This window comes from Cyclobacterium sp. (genome assembly GCF_014762705.1).
Taxonomy (GTDB): Bacteria; Bacteroidota; Bacteroidia; order Cytophagales; family Cyclobacteriaceae; genus Cyclobacterium.
Genome location: NZ_JABURL010000107.1, coordinates 110,656 through 132,456 on the forward strand (window position 1 = coordinate 110,656; position 21,801 = coordinate 132,456).

The window sequence follows — 21,801 nt, forward strand, 5'->3', positions numbered from 1 at the left end:
TTAAAAAGACCAAATTGCGCATGCAAAGCGAAAAAATAGATCAGATCAAAACGGAAATTGCAGCAGCCAATGCCGAAAATCGGGAAGAGCTGGAAGCATACCGGATGCGCTTTATCAGTAAAAAAAGTGTGGTGGGCGCTCTTTTTGCTGAAATGAGGCATATTCCCAACGAACATAAGAAAGCCTACGGACAGCAGGTCAATGAAGTCAAGCAACTGGCAGAAGAAAAATTTCAGGCCCTGATCCAACAAATCGACAATGGAGGACAAAAAAAGGCCAACCAGGGCATTGACCTGACCCTTCCCCCCACTTCCTGGCCTGTTGGGGGTATCCATCCCCTTACTGCCACCCGGCAGCGGATTGTAGAAATATTTGAAAGAATTGGTTTCAATCTTTCGGAGGGACCAGAAATCGAAGATGACTGGCATAATTTTACTGCCCTGAATTTTCCTGAAAATCACCCCGCACGGGAAATGCAGGATACTTTCTTTATTGAGAAAAATCCTGATATTGCCCTGAGGACGCACACTTCCTCGGTGCAAGTCAGGGTCATGGAAAATGAAAAGCCCCCCATACGGACCCTTTCTCCGGGACGGGTATTCAGGAATGAGGCCATTTCTGCCAGAGCGCATTGTATTTTTCACCAGGTGGAAGGCCTTTATGTGGATGAAAACGTAAGCTTCGCCAATCTAAAGCAAACCTTGTATCACTTTGCCAAAGAAATGTTTGGTAAAAATACCCAGGTCAGGTTTAGGCCCTCCTTTTTTCCATTTACGGAGCCCAGTGCGGAAATTGACATTTCCTGTCAGCTTTGTGGAGGTAAAGGATGCAATATCTGTAAGGGTACCGGCTGGGTGGAAATCGGCGGATCAGGGATGGTGGACCCCAATGTGCTGGAAAATTGTGGCATAGATTCAGAAAAATATACCGGTTTTGCATTTGGTATGGGGATAGAGCGTATCGCTATGCTCAAATACCAGATCAATGACCTCAGGTTGTTTACAGAAAACGATATCCGCTTCCTTCAGCAGTTTAGGGGCTTTCTCTAAGTTAAAAGCAAGGTTTCAATGGATTAAGGCAGGCTTATCTGGTAAAGGGGCAGCCATATTTAACAGAAGGTTTGGACATAAGGACTATGAAATCATTATTTTTGCCGCTCAAGAGAAAATTACAAAGCCAATGGAAGGCCCTGCGTTTCCAGCTAAGTGCGTCCAATAACCCGGCTTTTCTGGGTTTTTACAAATATTTTTACAATCCTGGCAAAGGAAGCCTGAGTGAATTTCTCAGCACCTATTCCTTGTCCAAAAGATCTGGTTTTACAGTTATACAGATAGGGGCCAACGATGGCATCACACATGATCCCATTCATAAATTTATTAAAAGGGACCGATGGAAAGGCGTTTTGCTTGAGCCCCAGCCGGATGTGTACCACCAATTCCTGAAAAAGATCTATGCAAAAAATGAAGGCATAAAAACGGTTTGTGCCGCAATCGGTGAGAAAGATGGTACCCAACCTATTTTTAAAATCGGATTTTCCAATATGCGCTGGGCCACCGGACTGACTTCCTTTTCCAGGGAAAAAATCGAACAGGCCTTTGAGGAAGGTATTGTCGCTACCAATTGTGAAAAATTCGGCATTGAAATCCCGGAAGATAAAAACAAATGGATCAGTCAGGAAGAAGTGGAGGTAATTGCTCCAGATACCCTGATACAGCGTTATGGGCTTGATCACATAGACCTGCTGCAAATCGATGCTGAGGGCTATGACCTGGAGGTGATCCGCATTTTTGATATACCCAAAAGTCAGCCTGAGGCAGTTGTATTTGAAAACGTGGGTTTAAAGGAGGCAGATTATGCTGCCTGCCTTTCCCTTTTGCAGGAGAATGGCTACGGAACCCGAAAATTCGGCCCCAATACGTTGGCGCTGAAAAGGTCCAATCCTTTGTACAACCGATTTTTTGAGGGATGAAAAGTGTACTCGTTTCCGTAGTCATCCCTTGCTACAATCAGGGGAAATACCTTGAGGAAACGGTGCAATCGGTATTGGCCTCCAGCTACCGTCCTTTAGAAGTACTCCTTGTCAACGATGGCTCTATTGACAATTCCCTGGAAGTAGCGATGAGCCTTCAGAGAAAACATAAAGAACTTACTGTCATTGACCAGGCGAATGGTGGAGTGGCCAAAGCCAGAAATACGGGAGTTAGAGCAGCCAAAGGAGAAATCATCCTGCCTTTGGATGGCGACGATAAGATTTCTGCAGACTACATCGGGGCTGGGGTGGAGCTGCTAAGGGAGCGGGCTGAGGTAAAAGTCGTCTACTGTAAGGCGGTAAAATTTTCTGAAGCAGGGCAAAAACCCTGGAAATTGAAACCCTTCAGCCTGGCTGCCCTGGCCAGGGACAACATGATTTTTGTGGCTGCCCTGTTCCGGAAAGCAGATGCCCTGGCGGTAGGCGGATTTTCGGAGGACATGCACATGGGGCGGGAAGATTGGGAGTTTTGGATCAAGATGCTCAAGGATGGCGGGGAAGTTGTGCAGCTTCCTTTTGTTGGTTTTTATTACCGGATGACACCCGATAGCAAGCGGAAAAAGACAGGCACCGGCAAGAGAAAGCGGGAGCGGATTGCCTACTTGAATGCCAGGCACCGGGATTTTTTTGAAAGGGAACTCAATGGACCCCTGCGGTTTCAGCGCAGCTGGTCCAGGGCATACAATACCTTGTTGAGGTGGGTGGGGAAAATTTGAAACCCAAACTGTCCCCCAAAACACAAAAACCCCAAATACATACTGTAAATGGGGTTTTTTGTAGCCTCGACAGGAATCGAACCTGTATCTAAAGTTTAGGAAACTTCTATTCTATCCGTTGAACTACGAGGCCATATTATAAATTGATCAAATTTTTTATTTTGCTGCCCAATTGAATGCCCGGGTTTAGGAAACTTCCCTGCCTGCCGGCAGGCAGGTATTCTATCCCTGTCCGACTGGCATCAGCCAGGCGGACGTTGAACTACGAGGCCATGCTTTATTGATGGCTAATTTATTGAAAAACAGCCCTTAAGGTTTTATTTAAGCCAAAATCAGGGGCTTTTCCCCTGAAAAACACCGCAATTTAAACCATTATTTTACTATTTCACAAATAAAAGATCGGCTTATTGTTCTTTTTGATTTTAATGCCTTATCTTTGCAGTCCAAAAATTAAGGATGGACGGGTTCCATCAATTCACTAAAAGTCAATATAATATGGCAGTAAAAATCAGATTAGCACGTAGGGGCCGGAAAAAAATGGCCATCTATGATGTAGTAGTAGCTGATGCAAGGGCTCCACGGGATGGACGCTTTATTGAAAAGATCGGGTCTTATAACCCCAATACTGACCCCGCATCCATTAACATCAACAATGACCGTGCGTTAAAATGGTTGATGAATGGAGCACAACCCACAGATACGGTAAAAGCCATGCTTTCCTACCGTGGTGTGATGTTGAAAAAGCACCTGCAAATCGGTGTGGTTAAGGGTGCGATCACCCAGGAACAGGCGGATGAAAAATTCCAGGCCTGGTTAGAGAATAAGGAGAAGACTATCGCCAGCAAAGTGGATAAAATCCAATCTGCAAAAGACAGTGTCAAAAAGGCTGCATTGGAAGCGGAAGCTGCCAAGAACCAGGCCAGACTTGATGCCATCAAGAAGCGGGAGGACGATGCCGCCGCCGCAGTTGCCGCTGCTGAAGCGGAAGCTAAGGCTGCTGAAGCACCTAAGGAGGAAGAAAAACCTGCAGAAGCACCTAAGGAAGAAGCTCCTAAAGAAGAGGCTCCAAAGGAAGAGGCTCCTGAAGCAGAAGCAAAACCAGCTGAAGCACCTACGGAAGAAGCTCCTAAAAAGGAAGAAGCCGCTAAAAGCGAAGCAAAAGCCGCTGATGCGCCTAAGGAAGAAACTCCTGCAGCTGATAAGTCTGCTGATTCAGAAGATAAAAAAGATTAAATTTACCTTCAGCCATGAACAAAGACAATTGTTTTCAATTGGGCCATATAGCCAAGGTTCATGGTTTGCACGGAGAGTTGTTGCTGGTTTTGGATGTGGATTTTCCGGAAGACTATGAGGATTTGAATCATGTTTTCGTGGAGAAGGCCAACCGTTTGGTACCTTTCATTCTGGAACACATGGTACCTCAGCCCAACAACAAATTCCTGGCAAAATTTGAGGAGTTTGACCATGTAGATCAGGTCAAGCCCATGGTGGGAGCGGCTCTTTTCCTTCCCCTTTCGGCTTTACCGGAACTCAAGGAAGACCAATATTATTTTCATGAATTGGTAGGTTTTACCGTAATAGATGAAAATATGGGCGAATTGGGAGAGGTAAAGGTCATTTATGACCTGGATACCCAGGATCTGATAGGAATGGAATACAAGGAAAAAGAGGTGCTTATTCCCATTCAGGAAGGTATTTTGCAAAAAGTAGATAAGGCAGAGAAAAAAGTTTTCTGCCGTTTGCCGGAAGGCTTGCTTGACATTTATCTGGAAGATTGATATGCGTATTGATATCATTACCGTATTGCCCGGACTTCTGGAAGGTCCATTCTCCCACTCTATTTTGAAAAGAGCGGAGGATAAGGGCCTGGCTGAAGTAAGGCTTCATGACTTGCGAAAGTACGGTATCGGTAAGCAGAAAAATGTGGACGATTATGCCTTTGGCGGTGGAGCAGGAATGGTCATGATGATCGAACCCATTATCAATTGCATAGCTGACCTGAAGAGCCAGCGGCAATATGATGAGGTCATTTACATGACACCTGATGGGGACTGTTTCAACCAGTCCATGGCCAATAAATTGTCTCTGAAAAAAAACCTGATCATCCTTTGTGGTCATTATAAAGGAGTTGACGAGCGGGTAAGAGAGCATTTGATCACCAGAGAAATCAGTATTGGTGACTTTGTGCTTTCCGGAGGAGAGTTGGCTGCGGCGGTGGTGACAGATGCCATCATCCGTTTGCTTCCGGGCGTGTTGAACGATGAAACTTCCGCACTGACAGATTCCTTTCAGGATGGCCTCCTGGCCCCTCCTGTTTACACCAGACCGGCCGATTTTGATGGCTGGAAGGTACCTGAGGTTTTGCTGTCAGGGCATGCGGCAAATATTGAGTCATGGAGATTTGAACAATCGGTTCGCCGGACCAGAGAAAGAAGGCCAGATTTGATTGCTGGAAGTTTTTCTGCTGAAGAAGGCGATATTATAAAAGAACGAAACGATAATTAAGACAATCAAGGATATCCCCCGGGTATCCATATCAGCGAGAAGCAAAATAGTAAAGCAATGAGCGAACTACTTAAATTCGTAGAACAGGATTATAAAGACGCAAGATCGAAATTCCCTGCTTTCAAAGCCGGCGATACCGTCAATGTTCACGTGAAAATTACTGAAGGTGCTAAAGAGCGTATTCAGCAGTTTCAGGGAACCGTAATCCAAAGGAAAAATGTCAATACCAATGGGGAGACATTTACGGTAAGAAAAATTTCCAACGGGATTGGTGTGGAAAGAATAATTCCCATCATTTCTCCCAGTCTGGAGAAGATCGAAGTGCTCCGTGAGGGCAAAGTAAGGAGAGCAAGACTTTTCTACCTGAGAGGCAGACAAGGCAAATCCGCTAAGATCAAAGAAAAAATCAGGGTGAAGAAATAAGCTTCAACTCACGATTTACATTACATAAAAAAGGGCCATTTGGCCCTTTTTTTGTTGCCACCTTTTTATTCCCTCCCACGGAGTAGACAGCTGCTTTTTCTGTCTATTATTTCTATTAATAATTTTCACTATTAATTCTTTATTTTTCAAAAAACGACATTAATTACTTTTTATCTAGTTTTATACCATTATATTATTTTATTTAAACAGGATAGTGCAGGATAGTATTTCAGGAGAATTTGGGTTTATTTATAATCATTAAATCAATTTTAACTAAACTCAAAGAAACAATGAAAAAATGTTACTATTCTGCCCTCAGGGGGTCTGGAATTGCAGTAATGGCTTTTCTGATGTTGATGACCTTTCAAGGCTATGCCCAACAGGCTGGGCAGATTACAGGAAAGGTCGTAGCAGCAGAAGATGCTGAACCGCTTCCGGGGGTTTCCATCCTTGTAAAAGGGACTACCCGCGGTACGGTTACCAACATGGATGGGGATTTTGCCATACAAGCATCCTCAGGGGAAACCCTTACCATAAGTTTTATCGGCTTTGAAACCAAAGAAGTAGCTGTTACCGGGGGCCAAACCAACTACGAGATCAGCATGGAAGCCTCTATAGGTGATCTGGGTGAGGTAGTGGTCGTAGGCTATGGTTCACAAAGAAAAGCAGACATTACTTCTGCCGTTTCGGTGATCAATATGGAAAATATCGGGGATGTACCTACTACCAATGTTACCCGTTTGCTACAAGGACAAGCCGCAGGTGTGCAGGTCAGACAACCAACCGGCAGACCGGGTCAGGAAATGGAGGTCACCATCAGGGGTATTGGCTCTTTGGGAGCCGGTAGCCAGCCGCTTTATGTAGTGGATGGCTTTCCAATCGGAACTTCCCTGGGACAGAACCTGAATCCTGCCGACATCGAAAGTATGACCGTTCTGAAAGATGCTGCCTCTACAGCAATTTACGGAGCCAGGGGCTCCAATGGCGTAATCCTGATTACCACCAAATCCGCTAAAGAAGGAACCGTTAACCTGGATTTTGTGGTCAATCACGGCATTCAGAATGTTCCTGACGGAAGAAGAACGCGCATGATGAACGGTCCGGAGTTTGCTCAGTTCAAGCACGATAGCTTTGTGGATAGAATTCGTTATTTCGAACAGCGTGAGCCGGCATTGGAAGAAATTCCTTTGGAATTCAGGTTTCCGGAGCAAACCACCATTTCCACAGACTGGTTTGAGGAGATCATGAATCAAAATGCCCGCTTTCAGAATTACAATGCCACCTTGTCGGCTGGAAAGGGAGATATCCGCTCCCTGGTATCCGTAGGCTATATCAATCAGGAGGGTGCCGTAATCGAGACCGGCTTCGAGAGATTTAACGTCAGGGCCAATATCGATGGGAAGATCAATGACTTTATCAGCATGGGTTGGAACATTGCAGCCTCCCATTCCAGGGAGGATTATGCTTCTACGGAAGGAAGGGATGCCCTGATAGGTAGGGCTTTGTGGGCAGATCCCAGGAATCCTGTTTACAATGAGGATGGAAGTTTCAATGATTTTATCGGGGGTACGCATGGTGTATTCGGTACAGCCAATGTGGTACAGGAACTGCACGAAATGGAAAGGACCCTGAATGAAAACAACCTATTGACCAATGGGTACCTGGAATTTTCATTTCTCAAAGATTTTAAATTCAGAACATCGGTCAACGCCATTCTTGAAAATACGGATCAGAAGGAATTCAGGCCGTCAACCTTGGCCGGAACGGGCTTTAACCAGGCGCCTCCCAGAGAGGCCACTTTGTACCAGAGAAGGAATGAGGTACTGAATATCTCTGCAGACCAATTGCTTTCCTACAGTAAAATCTTAGGCAGCCATCGGGTGGATGGTTTGCTGGGATTCTCAGCTCAGGAAGAAACCTTCAAATTCCTTCAGGGTAATGGGAACGAATTTGCCAACGATCAGGTGCGGTACCTGAGTGCGGCTATCCGGCAGGTATCCAGTTCAGGTGAAGCAGATTGGAGCCTTCTGGCTTATTTTGCCAGGGTGAATTATTCCTTTAAGGACAAATACCTCTTCTCCGCATCCTATAGGAGAGAGGGCAGTTCCAGGTTTGGAGCCAACAACAAATGGGGTGACTTTCCAGCCTTTTCTGCAGGATGGAGAATATCCGAAGAATCCTTTATGCCCCAGACCAACTGGATTACCGATCTGAAATTAAGGGCCAGTTATGGAATTACAGGTAATAACGCCATCGGAAATTATTCCAGTTTATCCAATATGAGGCTTTCCAATTATGTGCTGGGCGGTACCATTGCCAATGGACAGGTGCTGTCCAATTTTGCGAATGCCAACCTGGGTTGGGAACAATCCCAACAAACGGATATAGGTCTGGATTTGGCCATGTTTGACAACCGCTTGATTTTTACCGCTGAGTATTACAACCGATTGACAGACAATATGCTGCTTTCGGTAGAGATGCCTGTCATCTCCGGCTTCACCCAGTCGCTGGATAATGTAGGGCAGGTGCAAAACCGGGGATTGGAATTAGCACTGGATTACCGTACTCGTATCAGTCAGCTTAACCTGCGGAGCAATCTGAACCTGACCATTAACAGGAATGAAGTCCTTGAAATCAGGGGCGAAAATGACGAGATCTGGTCTGGTGGTTTTTATAGTACCTATAATGTTTCTAAAGTGGGTCGACCCCTGGCCATGTTGCATGGATTCCGTATGGAGGGCATTTTTAATACGGAGGATGAAATCGAAGCCTGGCCTACACAGGATGGTGCCATTCCCGGAACCTACAAATATTTTGATGCCAATGGAGATGGAGAGATATCTTATGACCAGCAGGACATGATAGAGATCGGCAACCCACACCCTGCCTACATTCTGGGCTTTACCCTTGGCGGAGACTACAAGAGCTTTGACTTTAACTTCATGTTTACCGGTGCCTTTGACTATGATGTATTCCGAAACATTGAGGCTACTACCATGAACATGGACGGCGTGTTTAACATCCTGCAGTCCGGAGTAAACCGCTGGAGATCTGCAGAAAATCCGGGCGACGGACGTGGTGCCACCACCAATACCTGGAAATGGCAGCGGGAATCCAATTCCCGTTATGTATATGATGCGACGCATGTGTGGCTGAGAAACATTACCCTGGGCTACACCGTCCCTAAAAATCCGGTGATTCCCAATGCCAGGGTGTTTTTCAGTGCGGAAAACCCCTTCCTTTTCACCGATTTTCCAGGAACAAACCCGGAAATCAATCGTAGAGGGGGAATCAATATAGGGGTAGATGATGAAGCCTATCCAATGCCCAGAACCTTTACTTTGGGTGCGACCATCAGATTCTAAACATTAAACTACCGAAGAGATGAAAATAAACACGCAAATAAAATTGTTTTGTCTGGGATCCTTGCTTGCTTTTTCGGCATGCGATGAAGAGTTTCTGAACAAAACCGACCCCACCGTTTTGGTAGCTGACAATTTCTACCAGACCGAGACGCAGGTTATTCAGGCGGTCAATGGAGTATATGGACAATTACGTCCGCTCCATTTAAACCAATGGCAATACACGGAATTTATTTCTGACAATACCACCTTGCATTTTAACCCGGGAAACAGGGGACAGGGACCTGCCTTGGAAGCATTGGAATTTTGGCAATACAATCCGGCCACGCCCAATATTACCAACCTGTACAACAGTACCTATGGGGTGATGGTAAATGTGAATACTGCGCTGCAGAAACTTCCAGAGTCCAATGCCAGCGAGGCCATCAAGACCCGTTCTGAAGGAGAATTGAAATTTATACGGGCCTATCTGTATTTCCACCTGGTACAGCACTTTGGAGATGTGATTGTCATCACTGAACCTGTGAGTTCACCTGCCGAAGCGTTTGAATATGAGAGGCAACCCGTTGAGACCGTTTACCAGCAGATTCTTTCGGATTTGAATGATGCTGTCAATTCCTTGCCTGAAAGCTATGCCGATGAAGTAGGCCGGGTGACCAAAGGAGCGGCTTTGAGCCTTTTGGGAAAAGTACATTTGACCCGCAAAGAGTATGGTCCGGCCATTCAGGCGCTGAATCAGGTTACCTCGCTGGGATATGATTTGCTGCCGGATTATGAAGATGTGTTCGACCCGCAAAACAAAAATCACCAGGAATCCATTTGGGATATTCAATACCAGGGAGAAAATCAGTTTGGGGTAAATAGTAATTTCATCTACACCTTCGCACCCAGGGAGTCTTTTGGAGCGGTGATTGATTTTCCGGGCCAGGAAGGCGGTGGTTGGAATACCCCTAGCAATGACATCATTGCAGCGTATGAAGAAGGAGACCTGAGAAAAGAAGTCTCCCTGAAAGAAGGCTATACCAATCTGGAGGGAGATTATGTTGGAGTTCCCTTTATTAATAAGTTTAACCATCCCCATTCTATCCGTGGAGTTACCAATGACAACTGGCCGGTGATCCGGTATGCAGATGTCTTGTTAATGCTGGCAGAAGCCATCAATGAGGCGGATGGTCCTACCGGTACGGCCTATGGCTACCTGAATGATGTAAGGGAAAGGGCAGGTCTGGATCCTTTAAGTGGATTGGGACAGGATGCCTTCCGTCAGGCTGTAATGCAGGAGCGAAGAATCGAGCTGGCCTTTGAAAACCACCGCTGGTTTGATCTGAAAAGGACCATGGATACGCAGCAACTGGTAAGTTTCCTGAATGATTATGGATTGAGAGAACGTGCCGACCCCACTACTTCAAGGGAGGGTATTCCATTTTCCAATGGAGATTTTATCTTTGAGGCCCATGAAATTTTGTTTCCTATCCCTCAGGACCAAATCAGGATCAATTCGGATTTGGCCCAAAATCCGGGGTACTAAATCAGAAATAAAAATATGATTTTTATCACCGGAAAGCAGATTTGACTGTCTTGTTTTCCGGTGGTATTACTTTTTGCCTTTGTCAATTTTCAGTATTATATTTTACAATGGAGAGGATTCGAACACAAAGTTTTTTTGATTGGTACAAAGACCAGTTCGGTCAGAATTAAATTTCTTTTTTTATTAAATCTTGTGCTTATAATACCAGTTTGGTCATTTTTCCAAAATGACCATTGGCTTTTTCAATTCAGCACAGTACAGGATGGCTGTTATTAAAATATATGATTAATTTAGGGATATTTTCACAGGTAAAGTTGTGAAGGTGGTTGAATAAATCCATGTAAATTAACCTAAAAATTATGAAAAAAGATTGTTACCCAATTTTGGATAGCAGGCGCATGATTGCATTCATGGCAGCCATGCTATTGACTTTTGTTTCCTATGCGCAAAGCACCGTATCCGGTGTGGTGCGCTCTGAGGGAGACAATGAAACTTTGCCGGGAGTTTCTGTACTTGTTAAAGGTACTACTCGGGGGACGGTTACCGACCTGGATGGAAGGTTTCAGGTAGAGGCATCATCGGGAGAAGTGCTTTCTGTGAGCTACATTGGTTACACCACGCAAGAAGTACCGATACAAGGAGGACAAACCGAGTATGAGATTGTGCTGGCTTCATCCATGAGTGATTTGACGGAAGTAGTAGTTGTGGGTTACGGTAGCCAGTTAAAAAAGGAAATCACGGGATCGGTACAAACCATCCAGGGAGATGACCTGATGGACATACCAGCTACGCAAATGGCGCAGAAGCTGCAGGGACAGCTTGCCGGAGTGCAGATCAACCAAACCACCGGTAAACCCGGTCAGGGCATGAATGTCCGGATCAGGGGACAGTTATCTGTTTCCGCTGGTAGTGACCCACTGTATGTGGTTGATGGATTTCCTATTACCGGAGATATTTCTACCTTGAATCCGGATGAAATTCAGGACATTACCATTCTGAAAGATGCGGCGTCTACTTCCTTGTATGGATCACGTGCAGCAAACGGAGTGGTGCTGATTACTACTAAAAGAGGGAAAGCCGGCCAATCTTCGGTTGCCCTGAATGTGTATACAGGATTGCAGAATGTACCCCATTACAACCGCCTGGAAATGATGGACGCAGTAGAGTTTGCTCAGTTTAAGAAGGAGTATTTTGAAGATGCCGGACGTCCTGTCCCTGACATGTTCCAAAATCCTTCCCAGTACGAGGGACAAACACAGGATTGGTACGATGCCTTGTTGCAAACGGCTCCTATCACCAACTATAACCTGACAATCAACTCTAATACCGAGAAAATGAGAACCTCGGTTGTCGCAGGCTATTTTGATCAGGAAGGCGTGGTATTGAATACCGACTACGAGCGGTTTTCATTGCGATTAAACACTGATTACACGGCTTCAGATAAGCTGACCATGGGTTTTAACCTGGCTCCGACTTATGTGCGAGACAACACACCCAGAACAGATGGATCCAGAGGTACCGGTATTTTGTTCAATGCCCTGCATACCTGGCCGAATATGCCGATCTACGACGATGAGGGTGAACTGACCTATTTTAACCGTTTTCCCAGCGAAACGGGAAATATATTTGCTTATCCCAATTACGTAAGGTCTGCCCTGGAAATTACCAATGAGACCAAACAAACCAATTTGCTGTCCAATGCCTATGTGTCATACCAGCCAATAGAGGGTCTCGAAATCAAATCCACCATTAATGCGGAAATCAGAAATAGCAAATATTTCTATTTCAACCCTTCCACTGCCACACCTGGTATGAATGTAGCCATTCCGACGGTGGCTTCCTCCGTTCGTGATAACCGGGAAATATTCAGTTGGTTGAATGAAAATACGGTAACGTATACCAAATCCATCAACGATCACAATTTCCAGTTGCTGGGAGGTTTTACCAATCAGAAATTCCGATTGGACCGTACACAGGTGGCCGCCAATACCTATGCGGATGACCGCCTGCCTACCGTACAAGGAGCCATCAATATCAATAGAGGAAGCACCATATCTGATGTGCAGGAATGGGCTTTGACTTCCTTTCTTAGCCGGTTAACGTACAATTACCAGGGTAAATACCTGTTGACTGCTGCGATCAGGGCGGATGGTTCTTCCCGCTTCGGTTCTGAAAACCGTTGGGGTGTATTCCCTTCTGTTTCTGCCGGCTGGGTCATGTCAGATGAAGGATTTTTGAATACCAGTGATAAGGTTTCTTTTGCCAAAATCAGGGGTAGTTTCGGGGTGACCGGAAACAACAACATCGGTAACTATACCCAATATGCCCTGGTAAACAATACCGTAAATCATGTTTTTAACAATTCAGTGGTGCCCGGAGCTGCAGTTACCTCCTTGCAAAATCCATTCCTGGGATGGGAAACCACCCAGCAGTTTGATATTGGATTGGACCTGGGATTGTTTGACGACCGCATTCAATTTGTTTATGATTTCTATACCAAGAACACTACCAACCTGCTGTACAATGTGCAGATTCCTCAAGAGGCCGGATTTGGCAGCTTTACGGATAATATAGGCGAGATTAAATTCTGGGGACATGAATTTGCCATTACTTCCAGAAATACCCAGGGAAAACTGATTTGGACCACCAATGCCAATATTTCCTTTAACCGAAATAAGGTAATGGATCTTGCCGAAGGAATTGATCGGGTGTATGGTAACGTTCACATTACACAGGTTGGACAGCCATTCGGACAATTTTATGGATTGAGAAAGCTTGGTAACTACATGAATGAGGAAGACCTGAACAGTTCTCCGCAGGTACCTGGCCGGTCTACCGTTGGTTCTATTAAATTAGAAGACATCAATGGTGACGGCATCATTACCATAGGTGGTGATAACGATGACCGAACCATCATAGGCAATCCATTCCCAGATTTCACTTATGGAATCACCAATAATTTCCGTTATGGTAAATGGGATTTGAATATCATAGGGTCAGGTTCCTATGGAAATGAGTTGTACATGAGACATCTCTACAGTACTGCAAATTTGGATGGTGTGTTCAATATGGTACAAAAAGCCACCGAACGTTTCCGTTCTCCCGAAGATCCTGGTGAGGGAATTTTCGGTACCACCGTGGGTGGAGGCAACGTCACCGGTATCGAGAGAGACTGGGCCAACAGCAACTTTGTCTGGGATGCTTCCTTTTTCACCATCAAAAACATAACGCTGGGATACAATCTGGGAGCAATTGCCAACGTGATTAAGTCTGCCAGAATCTATGCTGCTGTACAAAATGTGTACATTTTTACTCCTTACTGGGGAGGTCCAAACCCTGAAGTTAGTCAGCAAAATAATGGGAATGGCGACGGAGGAAACCTTAGTCAGGGAGTTGACCTTACCGGTTATCCTGTCCCTAGAACCTTTACTGTAGGTGCTAACATCACCTTCTAAAGAAGCTTTTCATCTAAAATTGACTTAAAAATGAAAAAAATACATATCATACTAGCGTTTTTGGGAATCATGCTGTCAAGCTGCGAAGAGTTCTTGACTATTACCCCGGAAACTGCATTGAGTTCGGCTACCTTCTACAGGACAGAGTCCGACTTTGAACAAGCGGTAAATGCAGCTTATGCGCCAATGAGAACCATTGCAGATGACCGGTCGTGGTTATTGTGTGAAATGCGTTCGGACAATACGATTTATGCCCGAAATATTAACTTTGGTGCTACCGAGCAGCAGGAAGACCTGTCGGATCATGCCTTGCCAGAAGCGCAGGGAATCACTTCCAATACACACGTGTTGAACCAGTACCGGCAGGATTACCTGATCATCGCCAGGGCAAACCAGATTCTGGATCTGATTGACGATGTGGAGTTCAATCAGGCATCTAAGGACAACCTGAAGGGACAGGCACTATTCCTGCGCGGATACGCCTATTACGAATTGGCCCGTTACTTTGGAAGCGTGCCCTTGCACCTTACTCCTGTGACCAGCCGGGAAGAAGCTGCATTGCCATTAACTCCCGAAGCCGAGATTTATACGCATTTGATCGGTGACATTCAGTCTGCCATCAATTTGTTGCCTGTACGTTCTCAGCAAGGGGTAGGCAGAGCCTCCAAGGGCGCTGCCCAGATGTTGCTTGCCGATGTGTTTATCACCCAGAAGCGTTGGGCAGAAGCAGAAACTTTGTTGAAGGCTATTGTGAGCAGTGGAGAATACGAATTGATCGAAAATTATGAAGATGTTTTTTCCGAAAGTGTAGGCAATAAAAACAATGCAGAGTCAATTTTCGAGGTACAATATTTGGAAGGCCCGGAAGGTTTGAACAGCAACTTTTTGTATGCTTTTATGCCCCGACCTATTTCTCCTGATGAATTGCAGCCCATCACGGGGACTTCTAACCCACAACCTTTGGATGGTGAAGGAAACAACATTCCTACTCCGGATATTATCGCTGCCTATGAAGAAGGGGATTTGAGAGAGGATGCTTCCATAGCTTACGTGGAAATTGCAGGTAGTGACCGGGAAGACAAGGTGTATCCATATATTAAAAAATATGCCAAGCACCATGACCTGCATGGCAACCATGGAATAAACTGGCCGATTTACCGCTACGCAGAGACATTGCTTTTCCTTGCGGAAGCGCTTAATGAGCAGGGCAAAACCGAAGAAGCTGCCGGCTACCTGAACGATGTGAGGGCCCGGGCTGGACTGGAAGATACCAATGCCTCCGGTCAGGCGGATATGAGAGAAGCCATCTTTAAAGAAAGAAGGGTGGAACTGGCCTTTGAAAACAAAAGGTGGTTTGACATCACCCGTGCAGACAGGGTACAGGAAATCATCGGAGATTTCGGACAAAGGGCTTTAGCCAATCCACAGGACTATTATTATCCTGAAGGAGCAACTTTCCGTTCCAATGCCTTTACCAATATTACCAAATATTATGCCTTGCCGGCTGCAGAAGCGGAGATCACTCCTCATTTCTGATCCAATAGGTAGCATGAAAATAGCGGTATAACCCAGCCTTTAACATACAGCGGAGAGCATACTGGCTTTCCGCTGTTTTTGGTTAATTGTGACCAAAGGTGTAATTTTCCTATTACTGGCTTTAATTAACGAGGTAATTGGGTTAATTTTAAGCAGGTTTCTTTACATCTAATAAATAAAGAATAGCCAATTAATGACAAACATATGTATTATAAAAATTCAATGAAAAACTGGCTGATGGCCGTGCTTGTCCTGGTAATCGCAGGAGCATGCGGTGATGGGGGCAGTAAGGAGAAAAAGGATCTGCATCCCAAAGTAGCCAAGTTAAAATTACCCTCCGGTTTTGAGGCAGAACACCTTTACAGCCCGGGAGACCATGAACAAGGTTCCTGGGTGGGTATGACGTTCGATGACAAGGACAGGCTGTTGACTGTGGACCAATATGGTGCCATCTACCGGCTTGAGGTTCCTGCTATAGGCTCGGATTCACTGACTCCGAAGGTGGAAAAACTCATTATCGGAGAGAATGGTGATGGCAAAATTGGAATGGGCTACGCGCAAGGTTTACTTTATGCCTTTAATAGCCTATATGTGATGGTGAATAACCGGGCAAATGAAGAATTTGACAAAGAAACGGGTCTTTACCGCTTGCAGGATACCAATGGTGACGATCAATTTGATAAAATCACCACCATTAAGGAATTTACAGGAAGTCCGGGAGAACATGGGCCCCATAGCATGGTGGTCTCCCCCGATGGTCAATCAATTTATATCGTTGTAGGAAATCACATTGATGTACCTGAAATGGATCATTACCGGATTCCAAGGGTTTGGGCAGATGACAACCTGATCCCTGAAATCAAAGACCCCCGTGGCCATGCCAATAACAGAGGCGCACCGGGAGGCTGGGTAGCCAAAATTGATCCCGAAGGAAAAGAATGGGAATTGATCAGTGTAGGCTATAGAAATCCATTTGATATTGCTTTCAATGAAGTAGGAGATCTTTTCACCTACGATTCGGACATGGAATGGGATTTTGGAATGCCCTGGTACCGTCCTACCCGGATCAATCATGTAACAAGCGGAAGTGAATATGGATGGAGAACAGGAAACAAAAAATGGTCCCCAGACTACACCGATAACCTTCCTGCTATTCTGAATATTGGTCAGGGCTCACCTACCAATGTGTTTTACGGTACCAATGCAAAATTTCCGGCAGACTATAGAAATGCATTGTATGCATTTGACTGGAGTTTTGGCATCATGTATAAAATTAATTTGGAGCCCGATGGTGGATCCTATAAAGCTACCGGGGAAGAGTTCATTTCCGGATCTCCGCTTCCGTTAACTGACGGAGTCATTGGTCCCGATGGGGCATTGTATTTCATGACGGGGGGAAGAAGATTGGAATCTGATCTGTACCGTGTACATTATACCGGAGATTTAAGTGGTGATGGTAACGGTGGATTAAGTGAAGCTGATTTACCGGAAGAACATCAAATCCGAAGAAGTCTGGAAGCGTATCACGTTGGTCCCAATCCTGAGGCCATAGATTTTGCCTGGCCTTATTTAAAGCATGAAGACAGATTTGTTCAGTATGCTGCCAGAATTGCCGTAGAGCACCAGCCCATTTCCGAATGGCAAAACAAAGCCTTGAGTGAAAGCGACCCAAGGACCCTGACCCAAGCCATGATTGCAATGGCAAGGCATGGCAGTGCCTCCCAAAGAAATGCGATGCTTCAGGCCCTGATGGGAATCGATTATGCTTCCCTGAGTGAGGAAGATCAAATGAACTTGTCCAGAGCGATCGAAGTAGTGATATACCGCCACGGCAATCCAACCGGTGCCGTAAGAGATCAGTTGATCAGCTACCTGGATGAAAATTTCCCTGCCGGAAGCAATCGCCTGAACAGGGTACTTGGGAAGGTATTGGTGGAATTGGAGGCTCCTTCAGCTGTGCCGCAGTTACTAAGCCTGCTTGAAAGTGCAGAGGACGATCCGAATTTCCAGAAAACGCTAACGGCTTCTTCTGATTTGATCATGAGAAACCCTCAGTATGGATTGGATATTGCCAACATGTTGGCTAACGTGCCTCCTGCACAGCAAACCTATTACGCTACCGTATTGGGAGGAGCAAAAGCCGGCTGGGATGAGGCATCCTACGAGAAATATTTCAACTGGACTCACAATGCTTTCCAATATAAGGGAGGAAGAAGTTACGTGGGCTTCATTGACCGGGCAAGAAAAATGGCACTGAGCACCGTTCCTCAAAGTGAATTTGACCGTTACGATGAGCTTTCCGGTGGCAAAATGCTTACCGGTTCAGGTAACGATATTGCCGCTTCGGAAGTACAGCCGGAAGGCCCCGGAAGGAGATGGACTGTGGAGGAAGCGGCACCAATGGTAGCTGACCTGAGCAACCGTGACCTGGAGAAGGGCAAGGCCATGTATGGAGCAGCGCTTTGCAGTTCTTGTCATGCCATTGGAGGAGAAGGTGGAGCCGTAGGCCCCGACCTGACCCAGTTGGGTAACCGTTTTACTCCTAAGGACATTCTGGAAGCCACCCTTGATCCAAGTGCTGTCATTTCGGATCAATACGCAGCCATGGTTTTTGTTATGGGTGACAAATCCTCTGTAGTGGGCAGGCTGATCCGTGAAGATGACGATACCTATTATGTTTCGCAAAATCCTTTTGCTCCTGAAGTGATCAAAGAAGTTCCTAAAGATCAGGTGACCAGTATCAAGGAGTCCGAAGTGTCTGTAATGATGCCGGGTTTGGTAAATCGGTTAAACGAAGAAGAATTGAAAGATTTGATGGCTTATTTGGTGTCGGGAGGAGATCCGAACCATGAAGTTTACCAATAAAGTTTTCACAATAACTTAGTATTTCAGGCCAGACAGTATATGTTTGGCCTGAAAAATTTAAACCAAACCAGTACTAAAATGAAGCAATTTTCTCAAATAACCTTTATGGCTGTTATCTCCACACTGGTCTTTGCCTGTGGATCTGGCCAACAAAACGATTCTGAAACTGATAGCGTTGCAGAGGCTGTGCAGGCTCAGGATGACAATGACGGATTTGTACAGATTTTTGACGGAAGTACCTTGAACGGTTGGGATGGAGATCCTACCTATTGGCGGGTTGAAGATGGCGCACTGATAGGTGAAATTACCGAAGAGACGACTCTGGACAGGAATCATTTCATCATCTGGCAGGGTGGACAGCCGGCTGATTTTGAGTTCAAGGCCGAATTCAAAATAACAGAAGCCGGCAACTCCGGTGTGAATTACCGCAGCGATCTGGTGGAGGGCCTTGATCATGCCTTGAAAGGATATCAGGCGGATATTGACGGCAAGAACAATTATACCGGTCAGAATTATGAAGAAAGAAAAAGAACTACCCTGGCCTATATCGGACAAAAAACGAAAATCAATCCACAGGAAAAAGAAGGTGACCTGAGAGCCAATGTGGAGAGAAATGCCTGGCTGGGTTTGGAGGTAACAGAAGAACTGGGCGATCGTGAAGAGATGAGAAAGGTGGTCAAGTCCAATGACTGGAATGAAATCCACATTATCGCTAAGGGGAACAGGTTGCAGCATTTTATCAACGGCACCCTCATGAGTGATGTGACGGATGAAGATCCGGCCAACCGGACCATGAAGGGATACCTGGGCATGCAGGTGCATGTAGGGCCACCCATGCAAGTTGAATACCGGAATATCTTCCTGAAGGAGCTTTGAAGACAGGCTGTTGCAATGCTGTACATTTTTTCGGGAGCAAACCCGAAAGAACAGGATAGTTGGCAGCGTTGGAATTGTTAAATTGTATCGATTAAAAATAGTTTATGCGTGCAGGTAAGCAACCATGGGAAGGAAAAGTAGGCAATTTCCAGCAAATTGGGGGAATTGAGACGGCTGTTTTGGACAACGGTTCGGGCAAAGGTGTTCGCATAGCCTGGATTGATACCGGAGCCGGTCTTCGGTACAAACTTGTGCTTGACCGGGCCATGGATATTTCCGCTGCCTCTTTTGGGTCTCATGGCTTGTCCTGGATCAGCCAGGTGGGTATCACTCCTCCTTCCCCATTCACTGCTGAGGGACTGGATTGGTTAAGTACCTTTGGAGGTGGTCTGCTCACGACTTGTGGACTAAGTCACGTAGGTGGTCCTGAAGCCGATAAAAATGGTAAAAGGGGCCTTCACGGTAAGGTTTCCAATCAACCGGCTGAAATCGTAGCCATCAAGCAACCAGATTTGTGGACAGGTGATTTGGACATGCACATATCAGGGATCATCCGGGAAAGCAGCGTTTTTGGGCCGCATTTGGTTTTGAAAAGGACCATCTCAGGAACCCTGGGCAAACCCTTTTTGAAAATAACAGATGAGGTCACCAATACCTCTAATGTTGCATCCCCACACATGTTGCTGTATCATGTCAATTTTGGATGGCCACTGGTCGATGAGGGCAGTCGTATTGTTTGGAAAGGCAAATGGACGTCCAGAGACAGGGACCCCAAAAATAGGATATTTAATCCGGAAAATGATTTTAAGGGCTGTCCTGCCCCCTTAAAAGATCATGCAGGGTTTGGAGAGGATGTGGCCTTTATTGAGCCTGAAGCTGACGTGGATGGGCTGTGCAGGGCTGGCATCTATAATCCGGCATTGGGTTTTGCCCTACGCATGGGTTTTGATAAAAAACAACTGCCCTGGTTGATCAATTGGCAGCACTGGGGAGAAAACGAATACGTGACTGCCCTGGAACCTGGAACCAACCCGCCCATTGGTCAGGCAAAAGCAAGGGAAGAAGGTACATTGATTATGCTCAAACCCGGAGAAAGGCGGCAATACGAGCTGATTTTTGATATTTTAACCGAGCAGGAAGATATTGCATCATTTGTAAATAATAATTAATTAGCATCAGTAACCATAAATCAAAATAGAACCTATGAGTTTGGCAAAAAAAGCATTAGAAGAGGGAGAAGGCATATTGCGTTTGGCTCCTACCTGGGTGCCCCGGTCTTTTTGTGTTCCCGGAAGAAGGATAAAATTACACCCGGATGATTATTATGTACTGGGAGGAGAAAGGGGAGGTATTGATGAACGTTGGTTTTCTTCCACCACTCCTGCTGAAAACGGCCCGCTTACCGGAGAGCATGAGGGCTTGAGTAAAGTAGTAGTAGGAGCAGCAGGAAAGGAAGAGCAACTCCTTTTGAAAGACGTCATTGATGAATTGAAAGCGGAAATAATAGGAGACCGGCTTTGGAACGAATATAAAAGCTGGCCTATGTATTCCAAATTTTTTGACAATATGGGACCCTTACCCCATCACATCCATCACAATGATGAACATGCTGCCAAAATAGGGATGAAAGGAAAGCCGGAGGCTTATTATTTTCCTCCCCAATTGAATAACCATGGTGGTGATTTCCCTTATACCTTTTTCGGTATTGCCCCGGGTACCACCAAAGAGCAAATCAAGGAATGTCTGATGAATTTCACTAAAGGGGATAATAAAATAACCAGTTTTTCTCAGGCATTTAAGCTGGATCCGGGCACTGGTTGGGATGTACCTCCAGGGATGTTACATGCTCCAGGCAGCATGTGTACCTATGAGCCACAAAAGGCTTCTGATGTCTTTGCCATGTACCAATCTTTGGTAAATGAGGCCATTATTCCGGAAGAGTTGTTGTGGAAAGGGACTCCGAAAGATAGAATTGGCGATTATGACCAGCTGATGGAAGTTATTGACTGGGACCTCAATGTAGACCCAAACATCCTGGAGACCCGGTTCATGGCCCCTGTTCCCGTAAAAGAGACTTCTGCCATGGAGGCAGAAGGTTTTGTAGAGAATTGGATTTGCTACCGTTCAGATGCTTTTAGTGCCAAAGAGCTGACTGTGATGCCGGGGCAGACTGTGACAATAAAAGACAATGCAGCATATGGCATGATCATGATGCAGGGCCATGGCACCATGGGCGTCTGGGATGTGGAGACCCCCGCCCTGATCCGCTATGGTCAATTGACCCATGACGAGTATTTTGTAACCGAAAAGGCAGCCAGGGAAGGAGTGAAAATCAGCAACCATTCCAAAACTGACCCGATCGTGATGCTCAAGCATTTTGGGCCGGGTAATCCTGATCTTAAACTATAAGTTTATCCTTAACAATAGGGTCAGAATCCTGTATTATACTGGGATTCTTTCAGTTATTTATTAAATTGAAAAGGATTTTTGGAGGAAGGCCTTCTGT

15 protein-coding genes and 1 tRNA gene are annotated in these 21,801 nt (G+C 45.6%); 15 read left to right on the top strand and 1 reads right to left on the bottom strand.

Translation table 11 applies throughout. From position 1 onward, the window contains the following. Window positions 1-20 precede the first annotated feature (20 nt). The 3 genes from pheS to HUJ21_RS21530 all read left to right on the top strand — a co-directional run bounded on the left by pheS (window position 21) and on the right by HUJ21_RS21530 (window position 2,745). Window positions 21-1,049, top strand: coding sequence for a phenylalanine--tRNA ligase subunit alpha (gene pheS / locus HUJ21_RS21520; RefSeq protein ID WP_291372726.1), 1,029 nt, complete (start codon window positions 21-23; stop codon window positions 1,047-1,049). 86 nt (window positions 1,050-1,135) lie between these two features. Next, window positions 1,136-1,969 (top strand): FkbM family methyltransferase, encoded by an 834-nt coding sequence (locus HUJ21_RS21525; RefSeq protein WP_291372727.1) that lies wholly within the window; start codon window positions 1,136-1,138, stop codon window positions 1,967-1,969. Beyond that, window positions 1,966-2,745 carry a glycosyltransferase family A protein gene (locus HUJ21_RS21530; RefSeq protein ID WP_291372729.1) on the top strand — a complete coding sequence of 260 codons (780 nt, stop codon included), beginning with the start codon at window positions 1,966-1,968 and terminating at the stop codon, window positions 2,743-2,745. The genes HUJ21_RS21525 and HUJ21_RS21530 overlap by 4 nt, the downstream gene beginning before the upstream one ends. A 61-nt stretch (window positions 2,746-2,806) precedes the next feature. Here the strand turns inward: HUJ21_RS21530 and HUJ21_RS21535 are convergent. Continuing rightward, window positions 2,807-2,878: transfer RNA gene (locus HUJ21_RS21535), tRNA-Arg, on the bottom strand. Between the two features lie 362 nt (window positions 2,879-3,240). Between HUJ21_RS21535 and HUJ21_RS21540 the strand changes: the two genes are divergently transcribed. From HUJ21_RS21540 to HUJ21_RS21595, 12 genes are all read left to right on the top strand, one after another. Beyond that, window positions 3,241-3,978 (top strand): 30S ribosomal protein S16, encoded by a 738-nt coding sequence (locus HUJ21_RS21540; protein ID WP_291372730.1) that lies wholly within the window; start codon window positions 3,241-3,243, stop codon window positions 3,976-3,978. A 14-nt stretch (window positions 3,979-3,992) separates the two neighbouring features. Continuing rightward, window positions 3,993-4,523, top strand: coding sequence for a ribosome maturation factor RimM (gene rimM, locus HUJ21_RS21545; protein WP_291372732.1), 531 nt, complete (start codon window positions 3,993-3,995; stop codon window positions 4,521-4,523). A gap of 1 nt (window position 4,524) precedes the next feature. Next, window positions 4,525-5,250 carry a tRNA (guanosine(37)-N1)-methyltransferase TrmD gene (gene trmD, locus HUJ21_RS21550; RefSeq protein ID WP_291372733.1) on the top strand — a complete coding sequence of 242 codons (726 nt, stop codon included), beginning with the start codon at window positions 4,525-4,527 and terminating at the stop codon, window positions 5,248-5,250. 57 nt (window positions 5,251-5,307) lie between these two features. Further along, entirely contained in the window at window positions 5,308-5,673 is a 366-nt protein-coding gene (gene rplS, locus HUJ21_RS21555; RefSeq protein WP_166145942.1) for a 50S ribosomal protein L19, read from the top strand. Window positions 5,674-5,963: 290 nt separating this feature from the next. Then, on the top strand, window positions 5,964-9,038 hold the full coding sequence (locus HUJ21_RS21560; RefSeq protein WP_291372735.1) for a TonB-dependent receptor: 3,075 nt from the start codon (window positions 5,964-5,966) through the stop codon (window positions 9,036-9,038). 19 nt (window positions 9,039-9,057) lie between these two features. Next, on the top strand, window positions 9,058-10,563 hold the full coding sequence (locus HUJ21_RS21565; RefSeq protein WP_291372737.1) for a RagB/SusD family nutrient uptake outer membrane protein: 1,506 nt from the start codon (window positions 9,058-9,060) through the stop codon (window positions 10,561-10,563). Between the two features lie 359 nt (window positions 10,564-10,922). Further along, a complete protein-coding gene (locus HUJ21_RS21570) occupies window positions 10,923-14,018 on the top strand; it encodes a TonB-dependent receptor (protein WP_291372738.1) in 3,096 nt (1,031 codons plus the stop codon). 30 nt (window positions 14,019-14,048) lie between these two features. After that, the gene (locus HUJ21_RS21575) at window positions 14,049-15,554 is read left to right on the top strand and encodes a RagB/SusD family nutrient uptake outer membrane protein (RefSeq protein ID WP_291372739.1); all 1,506 of its coding nucleotides are present in this window, start codon (window positions 14,049-14,051) and stop codon (window positions 15,552-15,554) included. 222 nt (window positions 15,555-15,776) lie between these two features. Beyond that, entirely contained in the window at window positions 15,777-18,419 is a 2,643-nt protein-coding gene (locus HUJ21_RS21580) for a c-type cytochrome (RefSeq protein ID WP_291372740.1), read from the top strand. A gap of 78 nt (window positions 18,420-18,497) precedes the next feature. Next, entirely contained in the window at window positions 18,498-19,295 is a 798-nt protein-coding gene (locus HUJ21_RS21585; protein ID WP_291372741.1) for a DUF1080 domain-containing protein, read from the top strand. A 104-nt stretch (window positions 19,296-19,399) separates the two neighbouring features. Further along, complete coding sequence (locus HUJ21_RS21590; protein WP_291372743.1) at window positions 19,400-20,464, top strand: aldose 1-epimerase family protein; 1,065 nt, start codon at window positions 19,400-19,402, stop codon at window positions 20,462-20,464. A 34-nt stretch (window positions 20,465-20,498) separates the two neighbouring features. Further along, entirely contained in the window at window positions 20,499-21,704 is a 1,206-nt protein-coding gene (locus tag HUJ21_RS21595) for a hypothetical protein (protein WP_291372745.1), read from the top strand. Window positions 21,705-21,801 lie beyond the last annotated feature (97 nt).

Excerpts from the sequence above, each read along its gene's own strand:
- pheS (WP_291372726.1), top strand. The coding sequence starts at position 21 with ATGCAAAGCGAAAAAATAGATCAGATCAAAACGGAAATTGCAGCAGCC.
- HUJ21_RS21525 (WP_291372727.1), top strand. The coding sequence starts at position 1,136 with ATGAAATCATTATTTTTGCCGCTCAAGAGAAAATTACAAAGCCAATGG.
- HUJ21_RS21530 (WP_291372729.1), top strand. The coding sequence starts at position 1,966 with ATGAAAAGTGTACTCGTTTCCGTAGTCATCCCTTGCTACAATCAGGGG.
- HUJ21_RS21540 (WP_291372730.1), top strand. The coding sequence starts at position 3,241 with ATGGCAGTAAAAATCAGATTAGCACGTAGGGGCCGGAAAAAAATGGCC.
- rimM (WP_291372732.1), top strand. The coding sequence starts at position 3,993 with ATGAACAAAGACAATTGTTTTCAATTGGGCCATATAGCCAAGGTTCAT.
- trmD (WP_291372733.1), top strand. The coding sequence starts at position 4,525 with ATGCGTATTGATATCATTACCGTATTGCCCGGACTTCTGGAAGGTCCA.
- rplS (WP_166145942.1), top strand. The coding sequence starts at position 5,308 with ATGAGCGAACTACTTAAATTCGTAGAACAGGATTATAAAGACGCAAGA.
- HUJ21_RS21560 (WP_291372735.1), top strand. The coding sequence starts at position 5,964 with ATGAAAAAATGTTACTATTCTGCCCTCAGGGGGTCTGGAATTGCAGTA.
- HUJ21_RS21565 (WP_291372737.1), top strand. The coding sequence starts at position 9,058 with ATGAAAATAAACACGCAAATAAAATTGTTTTGTCTGGGATCCTTGCTT.
- HUJ21_RS21570 (WP_291372738.1), top strand. The coding sequence starts at position 10,923 with ATGAAAAAAGATTGTTACCCAATTTTGGATAGCAGGCGCATGATTGCA.
- HUJ21_RS21575 (WP_291372739.1), top strand. The coding sequence starts at position 14,049 with ATGAAAAAAATACATATCATACTAGCGTTTTTGGGAATCATGCTGTCA.
- HUJ21_RS21580 (WP_291372740.1), top strand. The coding sequence starts at position 15,777 with ATGAAAAACTGGCTGATGGCCGTGCTTGTCCTGGTAATCGCAGGAGCA.
- HUJ21_RS21585 (WP_291372741.1), top strand. The coding sequence starts at position 18,498 with ATGAAGCAATTTTCTCAAATAACCTTTATGGCTGTTATCTCCACACTG.
- HUJ21_RS21590 (WP_291372743.1), top strand. The coding sequence starts at position 19,400 with ATGCGTGCAGGTAAGCAACCATGGGAAGGAAAAGTAGGCAATTTCCAG.
- HUJ21_RS21595 (WP_291372745.1), top strand. The coding sequence starts at position 20,499 with ATGAGTTTGGCAAAAAAAGCATTAGAAGAGGGAGAAGGCATATTGCGT.